18 protein-coding genes and 1 tRNA gene are annotated in these 22,182 nt (G+C 65.4%); 6 read left to right on the forward strand and 13 right to left on the reverse strand.

Going from position 1 to position 22,182, the window contains the following annotated elements:
- Positions 1-137: 137 nt before the first annotated feature.
- Positions 138-1,076, forward strand: a complete 939-nt coding sequence (locus tag MJ205_RS01485; RefSeq protein ID WP_239810871.1) for a LysR family transcriptional regulator — start codon at positions 138-140, stop codon at positions 1,074-1,076.
- Between the two features lie 16 nt (positions 1,077-1,092).
- Here the strand turns inward: MJ205_RS01485 and MJ205_RS01490 are convergent, their stop codons facing one another.
- The 8 genes from MJ205_RS01490 to MJ205_RS01525 all read right to left on the reverse strand — a co-directional run bounded on the left by MJ205_RS01490 (position 1,093) and on the right by MJ205_RS01525 (position 10,182).
- On the reverse strand, positions 1,093-1,398 hold the full coding sequence (locus MJ205_RS01490) for a hypothetical protein (RefSeq protein ID WP_239810872.1): 306 nt from the start codon (positions 1,396-1,398) through the stop codon (positions 1,093-1,095).
- Positions 1,391-1,834: a DUF3325 domain-containing protein gene (locus tag MJ205_RS01495; RefSeq protein ID WP_239810873.1), complete on the reverse strand. Its 444-nt coding sequence runs from the start codon at positions 1,832-1,834 to the stop codon at positions 1,391-1,393. Before MJ205_RS01495 ends, MJ205_RS01490 begins: the two co-directional genes overlap by 8 nt.
- A complete protein-coding gene (locus tag MJ205_RS01500) occupies positions 1,831-2,154 on the reverse strand; it encodes a hypothetical protein (RefSeq protein ID WP_239810874.1) in 324 nt (107 codons plus the stop codon). Before MJ205_RS01500 ends, MJ205_RS01495 begins: the two co-directional genes overlap by 4 nt.
- Positions 2,151-3,791 carry a PepSY-associated TM helix domain-containing protein gene (locus MJ205_RS01505; protein WP_239810875.1) on the reverse strand — a complete coding sequence of 547 codons (1,641 nt, stop codon included), beginning with the start codon at positions 3,789-3,791 and terminating at the stop codon, positions 2,151-2,153. Before MJ205_RS01505 ends, MJ205_RS01500 begins: the two co-directional genes overlap by 4 nt.
- A complete protein-coding gene (locus tag MJ205_RS01510) occupies positions 3,792-6,380 on the reverse strand; it encodes a TonB-dependent siderophore receptor (protein ID WP_239810876.1) in 2,589 nt (862 codons plus the stop codon). It lies immediately after the preceding gene.
- Positions 6,381-6,504: 124 nt separating this feature from the next.
- Positions 6,505-7,500 (reverse strand): FecR family protein, encoded by a 996-nt coding sequence (locus MJ205_RS01515; protein WP_239810877.1) that lies wholly within the window; start codon positions 7,498-7,500, stop codon positions 6,505-6,507.
- A complete protein-coding gene (locus MJ205_RS01520) occupies positions 7,500-7,967 on the reverse strand; it encodes a sigma-70 family RNA polymerase sigma factor (protein WP_239810878.1) in 468 nt (155 codons plus the stop codon). Before MJ205_RS01520 ends, MJ205_RS01515 begins: the two co-directional genes overlap by 1 nt.
- A 226-nt stretch (positions 7,968-8,193) precedes the next feature.
- Positions 8,194-10,182 carry an IPTL-CTERM sorting domain-containing protein gene (locus MJ205_RS01525; RefSeq protein WP_239810879.1) on the reverse strand — a complete coding sequence of 663 codons (1,989 nt, stop codon included), beginning with the start codon at positions 10,180-10,182 and terminating at the stop codon, positions 8,194-8,196.
- Between MJ205_RS01525 and MJ205_RS01530 the strand changes: the two genes are divergently transcribed.
- The 4 genes from MJ205_RS01530 (at position 10,169) to MJ205_RS01545 (ending at position 14,752) form a co-directional block, all read left to right on the forward strand.
- Entirely contained in the window at positions 10,169-10,525 is a 357-nt protein-coding gene (locus MJ205_RS01530; protein WP_239810880.1) for a hypothetical protein, read from the forward strand. The two genes, MJ205_RS01525 and MJ205_RS01530, sit on opposite strands and share 14 nt — an antisense overlap.
- Positions 10,526-10,604: 79 nt before the next feature.
- Entirely contained in the window at positions 10,605-11,120 is a 516-nt protein-coding gene (locus MJ205_RS01535) for a sigma-70 family RNA polymerase sigma factor (protein WP_239810881.1), read from the forward strand.
- Complete coding sequence (locus MJ205_RS01540; protein WP_239810882.1) at positions 11,117-12,085, forward strand: DUF4880 domain-containing protein; 969 nt, start codon at positions 11,117-11,119, stop codon at positions 12,083-12,085. Before MJ205_RS01535 ends, MJ205_RS01540 begins: the two co-directional genes overlap by 4 nt.
- 108 nt (positions 12,086-12,193) lie before the next feature.
- Entirely contained in the window at positions 12,194-14,752 is a 2,559-nt protein-coding gene (locus MJ205_RS01545; protein ID WP_239810883.1) for a TonB-dependent siderophore receptor, read from the forward strand.
- Between the two features lie 63 nt (positions 14,753-14,815).
- Here the strand turns inward: MJ205_RS01545 and MJ205_RS01550 are convergent.
- The 5 genes from MJ205_RS01550 to MJ205_RS01570 all read right to left on the reverse strand — a co-directional run bounded on the left by MJ205_RS01550 (position 14,816) and on the right by MJ205_RS01570 (position 21,395).
- A tRNA-Ser gene (locus MJ205_RS01550) sits at positions 14,816-14,903 on the reverse strand.
- Positions 14,904-14,971: 68 nt separating this feature from the next.
- Positions 14,972-16,630 (reverse strand): Na/Pi cotransporter family protein, encoded by a 1,659-nt coding sequence (locus tag MJ205_RS01555; RefSeq protein WP_239810884.1) that lies wholly within the window; start codon positions 16,628-16,630, stop codon positions 14,972-14,974.
- A gap of 200 nt (positions 16,631-16,830) precedes the next feature.
- Positions 16,831-17,349 (reverse strand): signal peptidase II, encoded by a 519-nt coding sequence (gene lspA, locus MJ205_RS01560; protein WP_239810885.1) that lies wholly within the window; start codon positions 17,347-17,349, stop codon positions 16,831-16,833.
- The gene (gene ileS, locus MJ205_RS01565; protein WP_239810886.1) at positions 17,349-20,204 is read right to left on the reverse strand and encodes an isoleucine--tRNA ligase; all 2,856 of its coding nucleotides are present in this window, start codon (positions 20,202-20,204) and stop codon (positions 17,349-17,351) included. Before ileS ends, lspA begins: the two co-directional genes overlap by 1 nt.
- A 150-nt stretch (positions 20,205-20,354) precedes the next feature.
- Complete coding sequence (locus MJ205_RS01570) at positions 20,355-21,395, reverse strand: bifunctional riboflavin kinase/FAD synthetase (protein WP_239810887.1); 1,041 nt, start codon at positions 21,393-21,395, stop codon at positions 20,355-20,357.
- A gap of 202 nt (positions 21,396-21,597) precedes the next feature.
- On the opposite strand from MJ205_RS01570, the gene MJ205_RS01575 reads away from it, so the two are divergent.
- Positions 21,598-22,155: an HNH endonuclease gene (locus MJ205_RS01575; RefSeq protein ID WP_239810888.1), complete on the forward strand. Its 558-nt coding sequence runs from the start codon at positions 21,598-21,600 to the stop codon at positions 22,153-22,155.
- Positions 22,156-22,182 lie beyond the last annotated feature (27 nt).

Raw genomic sequence — 22,182 nt, forward strand, 5'->3', positions numbered from 1 at the left:
CATGGCCCGGGCTATGCGACACCAGCCCGAACATTTGTTGTGAGACCCATGTTAAAAACGCGAAGCCGCTTTGGGAACTGCCAAAGCACAGCCATCAGTGGTGATTCAAAATCAACAATCAAAAGGGGATGCCGGCCATGGACCTGAACCTGGTGCGTTTGTTTGTGGCGATTGCCGAGTCGCGCAACCTGAGCGATGCGGCCCAGCGTTCGGGCGTGACGCGCTCGAATGTGTCGCGCCGGCTGGCGCTGCTGGAAAAGCAGTTTGGCGCGCAGCTGCTGCGCCGTACCACCCGGCATATGGAGCTGACCCAGGCCGGCTGCATCCTGCATGGCCAATGCCTGCAGGCCCTCAATGCGCTGCAAAGCGCCCAGTTGCAGATCGACCAGATCCACCAGACCATCAGCGGCGAGATCCGCGTGCGCATCCCCACCGGCCTGGGGCATTTCCACCTCAAGCCGCTGATCCTGGACTTTTGCCAGGCGCATCCCGATCTGCTGCTGCGCCTGGTGATCAACGACCAGATCCATGACCTGGTGGCCTCCAAGGTGGACCTGGCGATCCACATCACCTCGGCGCCGCTGGAAGACCATGTCGCCACCCGCGTCTGCGGCATCGAATGGGGGCTGTTTGCCACCCCGGCCTATCTGCAGACCCTGGGCCTGGCGCTGCAAACCCCGCAGGACATCAAGCACGCCCGGCTGCTGGCGCCTCTCAACATCCACCACCGGCTGGAGTTTTGGCGGCACAGCGATGGTGTGCATGAACAGGTGCAGAGCACGCCGTCGATCCAGTCGGGCGACTACCAGTTCCTGTTCAACGCTGCGATGGCGGACCTGGGTGTGGTGCTGCTGCCCTACTACGCGGTGCGTGAGGCCATGGCCCAGCGCAGCCTGGTGCAGGTGCTGGACGGCTTTGGCGTCAAGGGTGTCGGCGATGCGCTCTATGTGGTGCGTGCGCCCAATCGCCAACCCTCAGCGGCGACCCTGGCGCTGATCGAGTTGCTGGTCTCGTCGATCCAGAAGATGGCGCCGGGCTGGCGCCTAGGCACGGAGATGGCAGGCGCCAGGCTGTGATCTTGGCGCGGTGTTTCTAGATGCCCGCCGCCAGGCTGTAGACCGTCAAACCGCCATCTTCGCGGTCGCGCATCAGCAGGCCGGCCTGGGCCATCTCCTTGGCCACGCAGTAGATGGTGGCCGCTGGCAGGGGCGCGCCGCTCAGGGCCAGGTGGGAGGAGATATCGGCGCACTTGACCCGCGAGCGGCCGAGCTGGACGATGGCCTCCAGCACCCGCAGCCGGGCCGGCGTGGGCCGTATGCGCACATGGCGGCTGCGCTTGAACCAGTGGGCAGCAGGCAGGGCCGGCGCTGCCTTGCGGGGTGCGTGGTCATCATTCATGGGCGCATCCTGGCATGGCAGTTTGGAGGCGGTTTGTCGAAGTGTGGCAATTTGTGTCAATGCCCGGTTGCTGATCCGCCCAGCTACCACACAGCAGCACCGCGCAGCAGGCCAGCAGTGCTGCTGCCGTGCCGCGCCGGGGCGCATAGCTCAAGATCAGCACCAGGCACCACGCCGCCACGCTGAGCCAGCCCAGCCAGGCGACCGCACCCAATGCTGCGCCCGAGGCCGCCATGCAGCGCTGCAGCGCCAGGGCCAGCAGCAGGCATGCCGCCAGGCGCAAGGCCCAGCGCAAGGGTCCGCCAGGTTCGCCCCGGCGCAGGATCTGTTCGCAGTGGCGGTCCATGGCCTGGCTCAGCAGCAGCATGGCTGGCAGGCACAGTGCCAGCGGCAAGGCGATGGTGCTGATCTGGGTGATGTGGCTGAAGGCGTTCATCCGCAGCACTCCAGCAGCGCGCGCAAGCTGGCCAGCAGCAGCGCGGCAGCGGCAAACTGCAGTGCCAGCCGGGCCAGGCGCTGCACATGAAAGGCCCACAGCAGCAGCCCGGTGTACAGCACAAAACCCAGCAGGGTGCTGAGCAGTACCGCATGCGCCGGCGCGAGCAGGCCCGCCAGCACCAGGGCTTGCGCGAGCACCGCGCAGCCCAGGCCGGTGAGCAGGTAGCCACCACCGGCCGCCAGGCTGATGCGCAAGCCCAGCCGCATGGCATGACGCCAGGGCTGTGGAGCGGTGACCACTTTGGCGGGGGCGTTCATGCGCGTGCTCCTTGGCGGGGCCCGGGCCGGGCGGCGCGGGCGGGGGGCGTGGTGTGTGTTGAAAGCCGGTGGCGCCAGGCGCCCCAGGCGGCGAGCAGGCCCAGCGCGATGCTGGTCAGCTCCACCCCGGCGCGTAGGCCATCGGCCTGGGCCAGGTAGAGCAGCAGGTGCTGGCCCGTGGTGGCGGCGTTGAGCAGCGGCAGGGCCATGCACAGCAAAGCCAGGGCGCAGAGCTGCTCCTGCCAGGCCGAGCGCGCGGGGCGCAGCAGCGCATGCAAGAGGCTCAGAGCCCACAGCGCAAAAAACAGCCGTATCTCGGCACTGGCCCGGGCCTCGATGGCCAGTGGCAGCAGGCGGTTGCCGTAGAGGTAGCCGATGGAGGCCAGCGAGGTGCCGGCCAGCGCTGCGATGTTCAGCGCATCGATGCAGCGGTAGACGGCAGGTGTGGCCCGGCCCCAGCCATGGTCGCTGCGGGTTCGGCGTTTGCTGGCAAACAGCAGCAGGCCTGTAGCCACCATGGCGGTGCCGGCCAGCCCGCAGACAAAGTACAGCCATTTCATGGTCCAGCCGCCAAAGCGGGCCATGTGCAGCGCCTCGATGACCGGGTGCACATCGCGGGCGCTGGCGGCTGGCTCGGACCGAGGCGGCGCCTGCAGCACCTCACCGGTGTCGGCAGCGATGCTGACATGCTCGGCAAGGTTATGCATACGCCTGGAATCGGCGCTATCCGCCAGCTGTGCCGTAAAGCGGTGGCTGGCCGGGCCTTGCGGCGGGTGCTGCAACGCAATGGATGCCACTGGCTGGCGCAGCAGCGACTGCGCCAGTTGCAGCTGCTGGGCCAGCCGGGGGCCGGCTGGTGGCAGATCCGGGCGCGCGGCCTGTGTGCCCGCGTTCAGATCGGTTTGGTAGCGGCTGTAGGCCTGGCGGTCTTCGCCATAGAGCGACTGCAGCGCATGCGGCATGTAGCTGGTGTAGAAGTAGGCCAGCCCGGTGTAGACGATCATGAACAGAAAGGGCAGGGTCAGCACGGCCGAGGCGTTGTGCGCATCCAGCCAGGAGCGCTGGCCCTTGCCGGGGCGAAAGCAGAAAAAATCCTGAAAAATGCGCCGGTGCACGATGAGGCCCGAGACCAGCGCCGCCATCATGCCCATGGACACCACACCCACCACCCAAAAGCCCGCCAGGCCGCCTTGCAGCGAGTAGTGGAAGGACATGAAGTGCCGACCACCTTCGGTCTGGCGGATGGGTGGCAGCGCCTGGGGTGCGCCGCTGGCCGGGTCGAGTGCAGCCTGCATCACGCCGTCCGGACCGCGTGCAGACAGCTGCAGGGCATCGCCCGCGCGGGCCGGCAGATCGATCTGCCACTGCCGGGCTTGCGGCGCCCTTTGCTGCAGATAGTCCTCAGCCGTGCGCAGGGCCTGCAGCCGGTCCTGCAAGCCCAGCGCGGCGCCAGGTGGCCCGTTGGCAGGCGCTGCCTGCATCCAGCGCGTGATGGGCTCGCGGAACACGCTCAAGGTGCCGGTCACAAAGATGGCGCAGAGCAGCCAGCCGCAGACCAGGCCACCCCAGGTGTGCAGCCAGGACATGGTCTGGCGCCAACCTGGCTGGCGCGCCGTACCGGGGACGGTACCGTGCATTTAGAAGCTGCCGCGCAAGGTCAGCTTGACGCTGCGGGGCTCGCCATACCAGTTGCCGCTGCCCGAGCTCCCCACGGTCTTGTAGTAGGTCTTGTCGAACAGGTTGTTCAGGTTGAGCGTGGCCGACCAGTGGCGGTCGATGCGGTACTGCAGGCTGGCGTTCCAGACCGCGTAGCCGGCCTGGGTGAACTTGTAGGGCACGCCTTCGCTGTCGAACTTGCCGGTGGCCGGGTTGTAAGGGTAGGCGGTGCCGCTGGCATAGGTGGTGCTTTGCACGGTCACGCCGCTGCCCACCGTCCAGCGTGAGAATTCGCCGGGCAGCTGGTAGCTGCTCCAGAGCTTGAGCAGGTGCTTGGGGGTGATGGTGCTGTAGACCAGCTGCTCGGCATCACTCTTGTTGCGGTTGTGGTTGTAGGTATAGCCGGCAAACAGCTGCCAGCCGCGCGCCAGCTGGCCCGAGATCTCCATGTCCACCCCCTGGCTGATGATCTTGCCCTGGGCGATGTAGCAGCAGCTCAGACCCAGATCGCCCACATCGGTGTCGGGGTAGCGCGGGTCGCGCGCGGCCTCGCCGGTGCGCTCGATGCGGTAGAGCGCAAAGGCGGTGTTGAGCTTGCCGCCGGCCAGCTCGCCTTTGACACCCAGCTCGAAGTTGCGCCCCTTGATGGGATCGAGCGGCGTGCCCGGCAGCGGGCCTTGCAGGCTGCTGGCCTGAGATTTGTGGATCTCGGAGACGCTGCCATACGCCGTCCAGCGATTGTCCAGGTCATAGACCAGGCCGGCATAGGGCGTGAGGATGCCGCTTTCCTGGTAGTAGATTTTGCCGCTGGAGCGCAGCGAGCCATCGGCGTTGTAGTTGAAGTAGGGCGTGACGTTGGAGTAGTTGGCATAGCGCCCGCCTACGATGGCGGTGAGCTTGTCGGTCAGGCTCAGGTTGACGCGGCCATACAGGCCTTTTTGCGTGGCGCCATAGCCGGGGTAGCTGCGGGTCTTGCGCTCGCTGACCGCATGCGGAATCTTGTCGGGATCAAAGCCATAGACATTGGTGAGCGACTCGTCCGTCTCCATCTCGGAGTAGTAGGTGTCCTGGTCATCGCGGATCTTGGCCCAGTCGGCGCCCAGCAGCAGCTGGTGGCTGCGGCCCAGCAGCGAGAAGGGTCCGCTGATATTCAGGTCCACGCTCTTCTTGTCCGAGCGGAAGTCATTGGAGAAGCCGGTCCAGCTTGCGCCCAGGCCGGTAGCGGGATCGACGGCGCCACTCAGGCTGGCCAGGCGGCTGTCGCTGTCCACCTTCTGGTAATTGAGCTGGGCCTTGGCTTTCCAGCCGCCGGCCAGCTGCTGGTCGAGCTGGGCAAACAGCTCCTTGGCGCTTTTGTCGTAGTGGCTCCAACCGGCCATCAGTGCGGTGTTGCGCGGCAGGTGCAGGTCATCGCCATTGGGGGCGCGCGGAATGCCTTCGCGCCAGGGCGTGGCACTGAGCTTGTCGTAGCTGGCGCCTAAGGTGACCTTGCTGTCTCGGCTGAGGTCGGCTTCGACAATGCCGTAGAGCAGGCTGTTCTTGGAATCGGCACTGCGGTAGAAAAAATCCTTGTCGGTATGGGCCAGCACCGCACGGCCGCGCACGCTGCCATCGCTGTTCAAGGGGCCGGCCACATCCAGCTCCAGCTGCTTGCGGTTCCAGCTGCCCAGGCTGGCCGAGGCCTGGATCTGGCGCTGGGCCGTGGGGCGCTTGCGCACCAGGTTGATGGCGCCACCGGGCTCGCCATTGCCGCTGAACAGGCCATTGGCGCCGCGCACGATCTGCACGCTGTCGTACATCGCCAGGTTGGGGTCAAACAGCTGCTGGCTGAAGGCATCGACGCTGGCGCCATCGATCTGCACATTGCCAATCTCAAAGCCACGCGAGAGAAATCGCGTGGCCTGACCGCCCAGGCCGCCGGCACCGGCGTAGTCCACCGTCACGCCGGTGGCCTGCTGCATCACCTCGCCAACCGTGCTCAGTGCCTGGTCCTCGATCAGCTGGTGGGTCATCACGGTGATGGACTGCGGTGTCTCGCGCACATCCTGGCCCTTGCCCAGCGACACGCGCCCGCTGGTGTAGGAGCCACTGCCTTCGGTGGCCTCCGTGCGCTCGGCCTGGGCGGTAACCAGCACCTCCTGCAAGGTGTGGGAAGCGATGCTGCGCCGCTGCACGGTGATGGCCGCGCCGGCGGCCATAGCCTCCAGATCGCTGCCGGCCAGCACCTGGGCCAGCGCCGCTTGCAGGCTCAGGCTGCCTTGCAGCGCCGGTGCCTGGCGCCCTTGCACCAAGGCGGCATCGACCGAGATGGCCACGCCCCAGGTACGCGCCAGTGCATTGAGGGCCTGGCCCAGCGGCTGCGCCGGCAGGTTCAAGCTCTGGGTGGCTGCCATGGCCGTCTGGGCGGCTGCCGGCTGCGCCTGCACCGGGCCGGGCAAGGCCAGCAGGGCCAGCGAGCCGGCACAGGCCAGGCTGCAGGCCAGCGCGATGACAGGCTGGCGGCGTTGGGCAGTGGCTGGCGCTGCGGAGCGGCGGGACGGGCTGCAGGGAAGTGGCAGATCTCGGTACATGCGAATGCTTTCTAGGGTGTTGTCCCAGTGAAGACGTAGCAGCGGCGATATACCGAACAAAAATTTTGAGAGAGGTGGGTGGCAGGCTGTTGGGCGCTGTTCATCCACGCGCATGGCAACCCGACTAGCGGCGGCGAATCAGACTGCTGCCATCGGGCAGGCGCTCCACCCGCACGGGCAGCGAGCGCGGCAGGCTGGCGACAAAGGTGGCCGGGTCGCGCAGCTGGAAGCTGCCGGTCAGGTGCAGCGACTGCAGGCCGCCGGCAGCATCGAGCTGCAGCGGGCGCTCCAGGTAGTCGTTCCAGCGGCTCAGTACCTCCGGCAGCGGCGTGTGGTCAAACACCAGCCAGCCATCGCGCCAGGCGCCCACATCCTGGCGGTTGACGCTGCTGGTGTGCAGGCCGCCTTGCGCATCCAGGCGCGCGGCCTCGCCAGCGGCCAGCACCACATCGGCGGCCTGGCTGGCATCGCTGTCCAGGCCCCAGACGGCGACGCGGCCCTGGGCCACGCTGACCTGCAGGCCCGATGGGCGCAATGCCACCGAGAACACGGTGCCCAGCACCCGCACCCTGCCCAGCGGTGTTTGCACTTCCAAGGGGCGCTGGGCATCGTGGACCACATCCAGGCGTATCTCACCGCGCGCCAGTTGCAGCACGCGCCGGTCGCGGTACAGCACGGCCTCTACGGAGGTGGCGGGCGCCAGATCCAGGTGCGAGCCATCGGGCAGGTTCTGGGCCAGCATCTGGCCATGGCCGGTATGCAGCGCCATGCGTGCCAGCGGCTGCTGCCAGTACCAGCGCCCACCCAGGCCCAGCAGGCTGGCCAGCCCTGCCGTGCCCAGCAGCGACAGGCTGCGGCGGCGCTGCTGGCGGCTGCGCTCGGCCTGGCTGGCGGGCAGCGCAAAGTCGGCTTGCAGCGCATGGGCTTCGGTCGCGCCCCAGCCTTGCAGCGCGCGCTGGGCGGCGGCTTCGTGTTCGGCCGACTGGGCCCGCCAGCGCGCAAAGGTCTGGCTGGCGGTCTCGGCAGTGGCAGCATCGCCCGCGTGCTGGCGGGCGATCAGCAGCAAGGCGTATTCCAGGTGTTTGCGGTGGGGGTCTGCCCCGGTGCTGGCCGCTGCCATCAGGTGTCCAGCCCCATGCAGTGGCAGACGGCGCGCACCACATGCTTTTCCACCGAGGCGATGCTGATGTCCATGTGCGCGGCCGCTTCGGCATGGCTGAAGCCATAGATGCGCACCAGTACAAACACCTCGCGGCGCTTGCGCGGCATGGCAGTGAGGCGGCGTACCAGCAGCTCCAGCTGCTGGCGGCTGGCGATGACGCGCTCGGTGGACGGGGCGTCGTCAGCCGCCACCAGCGCCAGGGTTTGCAGCAGCTGGGCATCGACCTGGCGGCGCCGGGCGTCGTCGATGACGATGTTCTTGCCGGTGCGAAACAGCAGTGCCCGCAGGTCTCTGACGGCTACTTCGCGCGCCTGCAGTGCCAAAACACGGGCATAGCTTTCCTGCACGACATCGGCCGCCGCCTGCCGGTCATTGAGCGAGCGGGAGAAGAAGTTCAGCAGTTCTGCGTAATAGCTCGCAAGCACGAGAGGACACCTTGGCCATGGGGCTGCAGAAAGGGGCCCCAACAATGCGCCCGGCAATGGTGCGGGACAGGGGCTGGCTTGCAGCGAAGGCGCGATCTTATCAAAAAATAGAAATGAATCTCATTTCCAATAAGACGACCCAGGATGTGGTGGGTCAGGTCCAAAGGTTCCAGAAGGGAGAAGGCGGGGGCGCTGCGCCTGCGCACCCCGATCATCGGTTAAGCGCTTAGCCAATGCGCTGGCCGCGCGAACGCATGCGCCAGGCGCCGAGGCCGCCGGTCAGCAAGGTCAGCAACACCAGGCTCCATTGCTGCAGGCTGGGCACTGCGGTCGCCTTGGGGGGAAGGGGCGGGGTGGTGGTGGCGACAGTCGCGGTGGCGCTGCAGGGCTGCGCACTGCCGCCGCTGCATTGCGCATTGGCTTCGCCCACCGCCAACGAGGCTGTGTTGACCAGGCTGGCAGGGGGCTGCGCGCTGACGGTGGTGGCCAGCTCGATCGTGACCCTGTCACCGGCGGCAAGCGATGCGACCGTCACATCCACTGCACCGGTGCCGCTGGCGGGCACGCAAGGAGCGGCGCCGCTGCTGGTACAGGTCCAGCTGGCGTTGTCCAGGCCGGCGGGCAGCGGGTCGGTGATATGGGCCTGGGTGACGGGCACCTGGCCTGCATTGAGTGCCGTGATCGTGTAGTTCACCGGCTGGCCAGCATACACCGCAGCACTTGCCTGCGCCGTCTTGCTCAGTTGCAGCAAGGCGTTGGGCCACAGATCCACCGCTGCCGATGCGCTGCAGGGCTTGGCCTGGGTCTGCGCGCTGGTTGGGTTGTAGCACAGCCACTCGGCATTGCTGGCTGCCACGCCGGCAGTGTTGAGGACCTGGTCCATGCGGGTGGCGATGCTGTCCACCGTGGCAACCACGGTGTAGACCAGGCTGGCGTTGGCGCGCATGCTGGCGATGGTCTGGCTCAGCACACCGCCTGCCGCGAGGCTGCCGCTGGCTTGTGGGCAGACCGCAAGGCTGCCGACCGGTGACTGGCAGCTCCAGGTGGCCGACGCAAATCCGGCCGGCAACGTGTCATTAAGTGCAACGCCGGTCAGATCGGCTGCTCCTTCGTTCTTGACCGTCACGGTGTAGGTGGCCGTTTGCCCCGGGTAGAGCGGGCCGGTGGCGTCCACCGTCTTGGTCACACTGAGCAGCGGGCTGGTGGCCACCGATGCCGAGGCACTGCAAGGCGTTGGAAAGCCTTCACGGGCATCGCAGCTGAGGGTGCTGGTGGCCGGCGGCTCGATCGTGGCGGTGTTGGTGATGACCGTGGCGCCTGCGGGCAGCGGGTTGCTGAAGCGCGAGTTGACGCGGAACACCAGTGCGCTGCCTGCCGGCAGGGCCGGCAGGACGGTGTCGAGCGGAAAGACGCCGCTCGCAGGCACGGGGCACACGGCAGCGCTGCCCGCAGGGCGGCTGCAGCTCCAGGTGCTTCCCGCTGTTTGGAGTCCAGCGGGCAGGGTATCGCGCAGGCGGGTGCCACTGGCGTCGCGCGTGCTGGCATTGGTCACCGTGATGTCGTAGAACACCGGGCTATTGGCGCTGGCCAGGCCGGTGTAGGCGCTGCCGTCGCTATTGACCGCTTTTTTGGCCACCGACAGCGGCGGCGAGCAAGAGGCGGTGCCGCTCGACTGCACCAGAAGACCCGAGGGGTCTCCCTGGTTGCCGACGACGACGTAGATGGTGTTGGTGCCGGTCTTCCAGCCATTATTGAGAACGACCGGCACACTGCCTGCAGCCGTGAAACCACCGACGCCCAGAATGGCGCCATTGTTGGTGTAATCGAAGACGGTGTCGTTGACCAAAACGCGTTTGACCTGGTTGTCCACATACAGACTCAAACTCAGGTTGAAACTGTCCGGGTCCACGGCTGGATCCATCGTGAAGCGGTATTGGTAGACGTAGTAGCTTCGGCCATACTGCACCCCGATCCACTGGGCGTTGCCAAACGGCGATTGCACCCAGGCGCCATTGCCGGCACCGGGGCGGTCGACCGGGCCTTGGGCATAGCTCAGCGCTGCAGCGGCGGCAGGTGTGGTGATATCGCCAGGTGCCGGGGCGATGGACCAGTGCGCATCCAGACTCCCCAGCGGGAGCTTGGGGCTGTTGATGCTGTAGCCGTTGCTGCCGTCAATCCCGGTATTGAATATGGCGGGGTCCGTGCTGCATGACACAACCGGCACCGTTTGCGCCTGGACCGCCAAGGGGTTGAGAAGTGCTGCGACCGCACATCCCAGGCCCAGAGAATGGGCCATCGATATTCTGAAGCCGTTCATTGCATTCCTATTTGAAATAAATTTATTCAATATAGATATGCATCGTAGTAGGGCGAAATCGCAGCGAAAACAGGGCAATGTCAAACATCTTCATGCGGGCACATGGTTGACATTTTTTATGAAAAGACTTGCTTCAGTTGACGCGATTGACGGCGCTCAAGGTGTGGGCTGCAACGAAACAGCAGCCACACCGCAGCGCGGGGCGCAGGTGCGGGGAGGCGGTGGTGCCAGCTGCCACTGAAGGCACTGCCTCCTTGGGGAAAGAAGAATCATTATCAATTATGATCTTGCGGTTGTTCGCGTTCCTCACCGGGTTGCCCATGCCACAGCCTCCGCTCCACACCGAGGTGGAAACCATCTTTCGCCAGCACCACGCATGGCTGCGTGGGCGCTTGATGCTGCGCACATCCAGCCACAGCGAGGCCGAGGATGTGGCGTCGGAAACCTTTTTGCAGTTGACGGAAAAAGGGAGCGCGGCTGAAGGCGAGACGCTGGATATCCACCATCCGCGTGCCTTTTTGTCGACGGTGGCCAAACGCATCCTCATCAAGCTCTGGCAGCGCCAGGATCTGGAAGCCGCTTACGAGGACACGCTGCGCCATCTGCCAGAGGCGGTGGCGCTGTCTCCCGAAAGCCATGCGATGCTGGTTGAGGCCATCTGCCAGATCGACCGGGCGCTGGCTGCGCTGCCGCTGCCGGTCAAGACGGTGTTTCTGCTGTCGCGGCTGGAGGGCATGCGCTACCCCGACATTGCCGCGCACATGGGCATCTCGCTGGCCACTGTCGAGCGCCATATGCGGCGGGCCCTGCTGCAATGCGTGCGCAGCGTGCCATGAGCGCCACCCCACTCCCCAGCCCCGCACTGCACGCCGCGGTCGACTGGCTGGTGCGCCATGAGGCCGAAACGATGAGTGCGGCCGACCACCAGGCTTTTGCGCGCTGGCTGCAGCAGGACGCGCAGCACCAGGCCGCATGGGAGCGTGTGCGCGCGGCATTGGCCGAACCGCTGACCGCCGTCCGCCATCTGCAGGCCCATACCCAGGGCCTGCATGCACAGGCGGCCATGCAGGCGCTGGTCCGGACCCGCCGCCGCCGGGTCCTGCGCGGCGCGCTGGCGTTGGGCGGTCTCGGCGTGGCCACCGCACTGGTCGCAGACCGGCTGGCGCCGTTGGGCGAGCTGATGGCCGATTGGCGCACCGGCACCGGTGAGCGCCGTGAATTCATGCTGGCCGATGGCACCAGCGTGTTGCTGGATGCCCGCTCCGCCGTCGATGTGCACGATGCGGCCGGCGTGACCGTGCTGCAGCTGCGGGCCGGGGCCCTGATCGCCACGTGCGCCGTTGCAGGCGCGTCCCCGTTGCAGATCCACACCCGCGATGGCGTGGCACTGCTCGATGCCGGCCGCATGATGGGCAGGTTGTATGCGGACCGGACGGAAATGGTGGCGCTGGACCAGGGGCTGACCCTGCGGCCCCGTGAGTCAGCGCAGACGCTGCTGCATGCCGGGGAGGGTGCGCGTTTCACTGCCCATCGGCTCCAGGCGCTGGGCGGCCATGCGGTGCAGCGCGCCGCATGGCAGCAGGGCATGCTCGCCGTCGATGACTGGCCGCTGGCCGATGTAGCCCAGGCGCTGCAGGCCTATTTTTCTGGGTATATCCGCGTGGCCCCTGCGGTGGCGGAGCTGCGGGTGTTTGGCATCTTCCGGCTGGATGTGGATGCGCTGCTGACCACGCTCAGCCAGATGCTGCCGCTGCAGATCCAGCGCTGGGGGCCGTTGATCCGCATTGGCGAGAAGGTCTGACGCGCAGATCGCGGCCAACCCCGATGCGGTGCCTGGTGCAAATAGATGAGGGGTTTTTTAGTCTCGGCGCACTGGTTAAACAGTACCCAGCGAAAAGGAACTTCTGCCGTGACGACTTCCCCTCTCCAACGCCGCCATGACGGCGCCCCATTGACCGTGCGAAGCTGCGCCGCACACTCGCCCCTCCATGCGCTGGCCCTGGCTGCCGTGCTGGCCTGCACGCTGGCGCCTGCCACCAGCCGGGCGGACGATGCACCCCAGGCCGCTGCGGTGCAGCTTGACATTCCGGCGGGCAGCCTGGCCGATACGCTGACCCGCATTGGCCAGCAGACCGGGCGCAGCGTCGTTGCCGACCCCGCCGTACTGCAAGGCCAGCGCAGTGCCGCTATCCAGGGCAGTTGGACGGCGGAGCAGGCGGTGCGCAAGGCGCTGGAGGGATCGGCGCTGCAGGTGCAGACGCTGACCGGTGGGGCGCTGCAGGTCCGCAAGCCAGCGGCCCCTCAGCCTCCGGTGGCAGGCACTGCACCGGCAGCGGAGGTTGTTGCGCCAGTCGGCGCCGTAGCGGCAGCCGCTGAGGCCAGCCACCAGCTGCCCGTCGTGGTGGTGACCGACCAGCGCTCCGACAGCTCGCTGATGCAGCCGACCCGCCAGGTCACGGTGATCGAGGGGGAGGAGCTGGACGACCTGCGCGCCACCTCGGCCAACCTGAACAGCCTGCTGGCCAAGAGCGTGCCGGGCATGGCGGACGCCAGCCGCAATCTGAGTGATTTCGGCATGACCCTGCGCGGCAGAAATGTGCTGGTGCTGGTCGATGGCATCCCGCTCAACACCAACCGCGACACGGCGCGCAACTTGGTCAATGTGGAGATGAGCCGCATCGAGCGGGTCGAAGTGTTGCGCGGCAGCAATGCCATCTATGGCAGCGGTGCGACAGGGGGCGTGATATCGGTCACCACCCGCCCGGTGGGGGGCAAGCCGGTGGCGCGTACCACGGTGGGTTTTGACAGTTCGCTCTCGCGCCTGAGTGGTGACGGCCTGGGCGGCCAGGTGCAGCACTATCTGTCGGGGGCCGGCGATGTTGTCGATTACGAGGTCGATATCTCGGCACGCCGCATCGGTGGTGCCTTTGACGGCCACGGCGACCGTATCGCGCCGGATGCCAGCCAGGGCGATCTGTTCGACTCGAACACCCACAGCCTGGGCGGCAAGATCGGCTTTCGCATCGATGGGGACCAGCGCATCCAGCTGGCGGCCAGCCACCTGCGTGCGCACCAGAAGTCGGACTATGCCAACGACCCCAGCGTCAACCAGGCGCCACTGGGTTCGGTGGCGGCCCGCGCCATCCGGGGGCTGAAACTGGCAGACCAGAACCAGGTGGAAAACACCTTGCTGAGCGCCAGCTACGAACACAAGGACCTGGGGGGCAGCACCCTGAGTGCGATGGTCTATGGCCGTGACAACTACGTGCGCTTTGCGCCCTTCGATGCCCGCAGCAATACCAACCGGGGCAATTTTGTCGACCAGGTGATGCAGAACAATAAGGTGTTTGGCAGCCGCCTGACCATCACCACGCCGATCGGCGAAGACAAGACCACCAAGCTGGTCTGGGGCGCAGACTACATCCAGGAGCGCAGCAACATGCCGCTCGATACGTTTGACGCCTCCGTCTATGACGCCAGTGGCGGTCTGGTGTTCCAGCCCACCGGTCAGCGCATCTACATGCCCTGGGTCACCGTCAAAAGCGCGGGCGCCTTTGGTCAGCTGCAGCACAAGTTCAGCGACCAGTGGTCCGCCGAAGGCGGCTTGCGCTATGAGAGATCGCAGGCCAGTTTTGACGATTTTCAGCCACTGTCGCAGTCGCGCCTGCCCAACCCGGCCACGGTGGCGGGCGGCAAGGTCTCCTACGACGCGGTGCTCTACAACCTCGGTCTGGCCTTCAAGCCCTGGAAGAACCACGAGTTCTACACCTCGTTCAGCCAGGGCTTTGACCTGCCCGATGTGGGCCTGCAGCTGCGCAATGCCGGGGCCAAGTTCGATATCAATGCCTCCGAGCTGGAACCGGTCAAGACCGACAACTATGAAATCGGCTGGCGCGGCAGCTTCGGCGACACCATGGCAACATTGGCGCTGTTCCATTCGCGCTCGGACCTGGGCGCCGTCCAGTCCTTCAATAACGGCCTGCACCTGACGCGCACGCGCGAACGCATTCGGGGTGTCGAGCTGACCGCAGACCACTATGCCGACCACTGGTCCACCGGCGGCACCGTCACCTGGATGCAGGGCCGCGAGACGCCCCCAGGCGCCAGCAGCGATCAGCGCATGACGGGCTACCGCATCCCGCCGCTGAAGATCACCGGCTATGTGCAGTACAACCCCAGCGGCCGCTGGAGCCTGCGCACCCAGTTCAACTGGTTTGGCGCACGCGACTACCGCCTGGCCGATGGCAAGACCCAGTTCGCCCGGGCCGATGTCAAAAGCTACTACAGCGTCGATGTGGTGGGCCGCTACCAGTTCGACAACAAGAACCAGCTGACCATCGGGGTGCAGAACCTCTTCAACCGCTACTACCTGCCGCTCTACAGCCAGCTGATGCGCAGCGGCAAGAACGACAGCCGCCTGCCGGCAGCCGGTGCGACCTTGACGGCGAGCTATACGCACAACTGGTGATCTGGGCGGGAGTGCTGGAGTTGCCAACGAAAAAGCACCCTCGGTGGGGTGCTTTTGCTGTTCTGGCGGAAGCTCAGGGATTCGAACCCTGGAACCCTTTCGGGTTGCCGGTTTTCAAGACCGGTGCAATCGACCACTCTGCCAAACTTCCTGGAGGCTGCTGGGCGGAGTGCTCGCCTGGCAGCATCAGGGATTGTATGCGAATTCCGGCCCGCCGCCTCAGTGGCGGGCGGGTTCGGGATCGTCCTTGAGGCGGCTGTGGGCCAGCGCGCCGGCCGCTTCCAGGATCGGGTAGGCGACCGAGCACAGCAGCGAGTTGATGCGCTTGAGGTCACTGATCAGGTCGATGTGCAGCGAGCTGGTCTCGATGCTGGGGACGGTGTTGTGCGACAGGCGCTCCAGGTGCGAGGCGGAATAGGCCAGTTCCAGGTCGCGGAAGCGCGCCTTTTCCTCCAGCAGCTTTTGTGCATCACGCACATTGCCCGAGAGGAACACGCTCATCGCCAGGCGCAGGTTGTCCAGCAGGTGCGAATGCAGCTCGTTGATCTCTTCCATGCCCTGCTTGCTGAACTGGCGGCGCTTCTTGATCTTCTTGTTTTCCACATCGGTGAGCACGCGCTCGATGATGTCGCCGATCTGCTCCATGTTGATGGTGAAGTTGATCACTTCGGTCCAGCGCTGGCTCTCGCGTTCGTCCAGTTCGGCGCGCGAGATCTTGGTCATGTAGTACTTGATGGCCGAGTACAGCTCATCGACCGTATCGTCGAGCTTGCGCAGGTCCTGTGACAACTGCTGGTTGTCGGTCTGCACCACGTTGTGCAGGCCGATCAGCATCGACTCGACCACATCGGCCTGGTGCAGCGCTTCACGTGCGGCGCAGGAGATGGCCAGCGACGGGGTGGACAGCGCAGAGGCATCGAGGTGGCGCGGGCGCTGGGGGCCCTTGTTCGCCTCTTCCTTGGGCAGCAGCTTGCGCATCCAGTCGCCGATCACGCCGGTGAACCAGATGAAACCCAGTGTGTTGAGGATGTTGAAGGCCAGGTGGAACAGCACCGCCGAGCGGCCCGCATCGTTGATGTAGGGCATCGCATAGGTCGACCACAGACCGACGAAGGGCGCGACGATGGCGACGCCCATGATCTTGAAGACCAGGTTACCGATGGTGACCTGGCGCACTTCGATGCTGGATTTGGCCGTTTGCAGCACGGCCAGCACACCGCTGCCCAGGTTGGCGCCCAGCACCAGGCCCAGGGCCATGTCGCCGGTGATGGCGCCCGATGCGGCCATGGCCGCAATCAGCAGCACGATGGCCAGGCTGGAATAGGCGATGACAGCCAGGATGGCGCCCAGCAGCAGCTCCATGAAGAAGTCGCTCTTGACGCTGACCAGCAAGGTGCGCACGGCCTCCGATGCGAGCAGCGGCTCGGTGGCTTCGACGATCAGGCGCAGCGCCAGCAGCATCAGGCCCAGGCCGATGAAGACGCGGCCCACGCGCCCGGGCGTGGAATCCTGCTTGGAGATGAACAGCACGACGCCGGAGAAGATCAGCAGCGGCGACAACCAGGACAGGTCGGTCGAGAACAGCACCGCCATCAAGGCGGTGCCCACGTCGGCACCACGCATGACCGACAGCGCGGCCGTAAGCGGTATCAGGCCCTGGCCGACGAAGGAGGCGGTCATCAGGGAGGTGGCACTGCTGGACTGGACGAGGGCCGTCACCCCGATGCCCGAGAGCATCGCGGTAAAACGGTTGCTCATACTGCGCGCCAGCAGGTTGCGAAGGTTGGCGCCAAAGACGCGCAGCACCCCTGTGCGCACCATATGAGAGCCCCAAACCAGCAGCGCAATGGCGGCAAGAAGATTGAGCAAGTGTTTCATAAGGCGAACCGGACACTATACCCCTGATAAGCGCGCCGCGCTGTAGGGCGAATGCCATTGTGTCTCTTTTTATGCAGGCCAGCGGTGTTTGGCCCCTGGCCGCGCTGCCCTGGTGGCGTGTGGACCACCGAAAAAAACACCGCCGTCGCGGGGCGAGGGCGGTGTTTGCGTGTTGCCTATCGAGGCGTTGAATTGCCTGATCAGCTTTTTTCGCCCCGGCGCATGCGCAGCAGCTCATCCAGGATCAGCAGAAACGCGCCCAGGCAAATGGCCGAGTCGGCCAGGTTGAAGGCCGGGAAATGGCTGCCCATCCAGTGGAAGTCGAGCATGTCGACCACATAGCCGTGGCGCATGCGGTCCACCACATTGCCGATAGCGCCGCCCATGATGCAGGTGAGCGCCAGGCAGAACAGGGTTTTGTGGCTATGGCGGTAGAGCTGCCAGACGATGACTGCCGTCACGACGACCCCAATCCCAGTGAACAGCCAGCGCTGCCAGCCGCCGGCGCTGGCCAGGAAGGAGAAGGCCGCGCCAGGGTTGTGGGCCCGGACGATGTTGAAAAAGCCGGTAATGGTCGTGTATTCGCCCAGCTGGTAGTGGGCCAGGATCCATTCCTTGCTCCACTGGTCCAGCCAGAAGATCACCGCAGCAATCACCAGCCACAGCACGAACCGGCCTTTGCCGGCGCTGCCCACGGCAGCGGGGGCGGCGGCGTTCATCAGGCCATCCGGCGGGTTTCACCCGCGCCATAAAGATTGCTGTCGCAGCGGCCGCACAAGGTGGGGTGGGCAGGGTTCTGGCCCACATCGTCGCGGTAGTGCCAGCAGCGCTCGCACTTGGCCTTGTCCGATGGGTTGACGGCCACGCTCAGCGCATCACCGGCGGCCACCGTGGCGGCCGAGGTGATCAGCACAAACTTCAGGTCGTCGGCCAGGGTCTGCAGCAGCGCCAGGTCTTCCGGCTGGGCGCTGATGGCCACCTCGGCCTGCAGCGATGCCCCCACCTTGCCATCGGCACGCAGGGTTTCGATGTCCTTGTTAACCACATCGCGGATCTCGCGGATGCGGGCCCACTTGGCCAGCAGGGCTTCGTCGCCAGCGGGCAGGTCGCAGAATTTCTCCAGGAAGATGGTTTCGCTGTTGCCGACGATCTTCCAGGCCTCTTCGGCGGTGAAGGACAGGAAAGGCGCCATCCAGCGCAGCATCGCCTGGGTGATCTGGTGCAGCGCGGTCTGGGCCGAGCGGCGTGCCAGGCTGCCTTCGGCGCTGGTGTAGAGGCGGTCCTTGAGGACATCCAGGTAGAAGCCACCCAGGTCCTCGGAGCAGAACAGCTGCAGTTTGGCCACCACCGGGTGGAACTCGTAGACCTTGTAGTGCGCCAGCAGCTCTGCCTGGAACTGCGCCGAGCGTGCCAGCGCCCAGCGGTCGATCTCCAGCATGTCGTCGTAGCCGACCGCATCCTTGGCCAGGTCGAAGTCGCTGATGTTGGCCATCAGAAAACGCAGGGTATTGCGGATGCGGCGGTAGGCGTCGACCACGCGGGCGAGGATCTTGTCGTCGATGCCCAGGTCGCCCGAGTAGTCGGTCGAAGCCACCCACAGGCGGATGATCTCGGCGCCCATCTTGCCGCTCACATCCTGCGGCGCGACGGTGTTGCCCAGCGATTTGGACATCTTCTTGCCCTGGCCGTCGACGGTGAAGCCGTGGGTCAGCAACCCCTTGTAGGGCGCGCGGCCAAAGATGGCCGAGGCCAGCAGCAGGGAGCTGTGGAACCAGCCCCGGTGCTGGTCATGGCCTTCGAGGTACAGGTCGGCCTCAGGGCCGCTGTCGTGGTGGTGCTCGGCGTGGGTGCCGCGCAGCACATGCCAGAAGGTCGAGCCCGAATCGAACCAGACTTCCAGGATGTCGGTGCTCTTCGTGTAGAGCTTGGCTTCTTCGGCACCCAGGATCTCTTCGCTGGTCACGCGGCTCCAGGCTTCGATGCCGCCCTTTTCGACGATCTCGACCGCCTGGTCCAGGATCTCCATCGTGCGCGGGTGCAGCGCGCCCGTGTCCACATGCAGGAAGAAGGGGATGGGCACACCCCAGCTGCGCTGGCGCGAGATGCACCAGTCCGGACGGCCGGCGATCATCGCGCGCAGGCGCTCCTGGCCGTTTTCCGGGTAGAAGCTGGTGTGCTCGATCGCGTCCAGCGCGATCTGGCGCAGAGTCTGTGCCGGCTTTTGGGCCGGGTCGGTGAACACGCCTTCGCCTTCGTCCATGCGGATGAACCACTGGGCGGCGGCGCGGTAGATCACCGGCGTCTTGTGGCGCCAGCAATGCGGGTAGCTGTGGGTGATGGTCTTGGTGTCCATCAGGCGGCCGGCGACCTTGAGCGCGTCCAGGATGACCGGCACGGCCTTCCAGATATGCTGGCCACCGAACAGCGGCAGCTCGGGCGCATAGACGCCGTTGCCCTGCACCGGGTTGAGAATGTCCTTGTAGTCCATGCCATTGCTGACGCAGGAGTTGAAGTCATCCAGACCGTAGGCGGGCGCCGAGTGCACGATACCGGTACCGTCGTCGGCCGTCGCATAGTCGGCCAGGTAGACGGGCGAAATGCGGTCATAGCCCTTGTCCACATGGGCCAGCGGGTGTTTGAAGGGCATGTGGTCCAGCACCTTGCCGGGCGCCGATGCGATCACCTTGCCGTCGATCCCCCAGCGCTCCATGCACTTGTCCACCAGCGCGCTGGCCAGCACCAGCAGGCCGCGCCCGGTATCGACCAGGCTGTATTCCAGATCGGGGTTGACGTTCAGGGCCTGGTTGGCCGGGATGGTCCAGGCGGTGGTCGTCCAGATGACGATGAAGGCTTCCTTGTCCAGCTTGGCCAGGCCGAAGGCGGCCGCCAGCTTGGCCGGGTCGGCCGCCGGGAACATCACATCCAGGGTCTGGCTTTGCTTGTCGGCGTATTCGATTTCGAACTCGGCCAGCGACGAGGCGCAGTCAAAGCACCAGTAGACCGGCTTCAGGCCCCGGTAGACAAAGCCACGCTCCATGACCTTCTTGAGTGCGCGCAGCTCGCCCGCCTCATTGGCATAGTTCATGGTCTTGTAGGTGTGGTCCCAGTCGCCCAGCACGCCCAGGCGCTTGAAATCCGCCATCTGCTGGCCGATCTGCTCGGTGGCGAAGGCACGGCTCTTGGCCTGCATCTCGTCGCGGGGCAGGTTGCGGCCATGGAGCTTTTCGATCGCGTTCTCGATCGGCAGGCCGTGACAGTCCCAGCCCGGCGCGTACAGCGCGTCATAGCCTTCCAGTTGGCGGCTCTTGACGATCATGTCCTTCAAGATCTTGTTGACGGCGTGGCCGATGTGGATCTTGCCGTTGGCGTAGGGCGGGCCATCGTGCAGGATGAATTTGGGCGCGCCGCTGCGGGCAGCACGCAGACGCTTGTAGATACCCTTGTCTTCCCATTCCTGCACCCAGGCCGGTTCGCGCTTGGGCAGATCGCCCCGCATCGGAAACGGGGTGTCGGGCATGTTCAAGGTGGCGCGGTACGCAGAGGCCTTTTCTGCGGGAGACGATTTGTCGGACATAAATACCTTCAAAGCAAAACATGGTCCTGATCCGGGCGGGGTGATCATGCCGGTCAGTGGAAAAATGTATAGCGCAGAAGCGTTGTCTGACGTGCACGGGCGTGCAGGCGACGGCTGACTTCTGCGCGGCACGGCGCAGTCAGGTCAGCGTCAAATTCGGTCGCGTGTGGTCTGGCGACGGGTTTCGGCGTGGCTGGCCGTATGAAAGAAGGCACGGGCATCCGCGCAGTCCTTGGCAATCCCTGTGGTCAGGGCGTCCAGACTGTCGTATTTGAGCTCGTCGTGCAGTTTGTGTAGGAGTTCCACTCGGATAATTTTACCGTATGCCCCGTCACCACCCAGTTCGGCGGGCCATTGCAGGCAATGGGTCTCCAGCAGCACGCGGCCACCGTTGACGTCATTGGGGTCCAGCGAGGGGCGCACGCCCAGATTGGCCACGCCGGGCAGCGGCTCTGCCGACAGGCCGTGCACCAGCACGACAAAAATGCCGCTGGCAGCGGGTTTCCAGTGGTCAAAACGCAGGTTCAACGTGCGAAAGCCATCGCCTGCGCCCGCGCGACTTTCGGCCAATTGGCGGCCGAGCTTGCGGCCATGCACCACATGGCCGGATATCGCATAGGGGTAGCCCAGCAACTTGGCCGCCGCCGGCATGTCGCCCTGGCTGAGCGCATGGCGCACCGCCGTGCTGGACACGCGCAGGCCATCGGATTCGTAGCTGTTCATTCTTGCCACATCGAAGCCCTGCTTGCGGCCGGCGTCGACCAGCTTGGCGTAGTCGCCCGCGCGCTGGTGGCCGAAACGGAAGTCGTCGCCCACCAGCAGGTAACCCGTGCCCAGCCCCTGGAGCAGCACATCGTCGATGAAGGCCTGCGGGGCCTGCGCCGCCAGGCGTGCATTGAAGGGCAGCACAATCGTCTGGTCGATACCGCATTGGGCCAGCTGGTCGAGCTTGTCGCGCAAGGTGGAGATGCGGGCGGGCGCCAGATCGGGCTTGTGCAGCAGCTGGGCAAAATAGTCGCGCGGATGGGGCTCGAAGGTGAGTGCGCAACTGGCCAGTCCCCGGCGCTGCGCTTCGCTGCGCAGCAGCGCCAGCATGGCCTGGTGGCCCCGGTGCACCCCATCAAAATTGCCGATGGTCAGCGCGCAATGCCTGGTGACCTCGGGGTGGTCAAGTCCTCTGAAGATCTTCATCTTTGCTTTGTTTTTTGTAGCGGCTTGCGCTTTCGATCCGAGCGCTGGTGTGCAATTTCACGATAAAAGTGTATATTGGCCATTATGACTTGGTGCCCGGGTCTGCGTGCGGCATGTGCGTGGGCAGTGGCATTTTTCGTGGCCAGGCGCCGCGCGGGTCAACGGTATTTCGGTTCAATTCCCAATGCGCAGGAGGCCCATTGTGAAGGTGTTGAAGTTATCGGCAAGTGGCGTTCCGCAATCCTGGATCAGTCTGCAGGAGGCGGTGACGCACTACGCAGCAGGCGATGTGCGCTGGGAGGCGGGCTCGAGTGTGGCCTGCTTCCGTGGCGGCCACAACGCCATCACCGGCCTGCAGTCGCGCATCGAGGTCGCCAGCATCATCGGCACACGTGGCAAGCCCGGCATTGACCCCTTTGCGATGCGCATGACGCTCACCAACAGCAAGCTGTTTGGCCGGGACCGCCATATCTGCGCCTACTGCGGCGAGCATTTCGACGAAGAACATCTGACGCGTGAGCACGTGATCCCGGTGTCCCAGAAGGGGCCCGATACCTGGATGAATGTGGTGACGGCCTGCGCCTCGTGCAACCACCACAAGGCTGGCCGCACGCCCGAGCAGGCGCATATGCCGCTGCTCTATGCGCCTTACACGCCCAGCCTCTGGGAGGATTTCATCCTGCGCAACCGGCGCATTCTGACGGACCAGATGGAGTTTCTGATGGCCCATGTGCCCAAGAGTTCGAGGTTGACGGCTTGATGGCACTTCTCGCCATCCCAGTAAAAA

The organism is Comamonas sp. B21-038, assembly GCF_022387135.1.
GTDB classification, from domain to species: Bacteria; Pseudomonadota; Gammaproteobacteria; order Burkholderiales; family Burkholderiaceae_C; genus Comamonas; species Comamonas sediminis.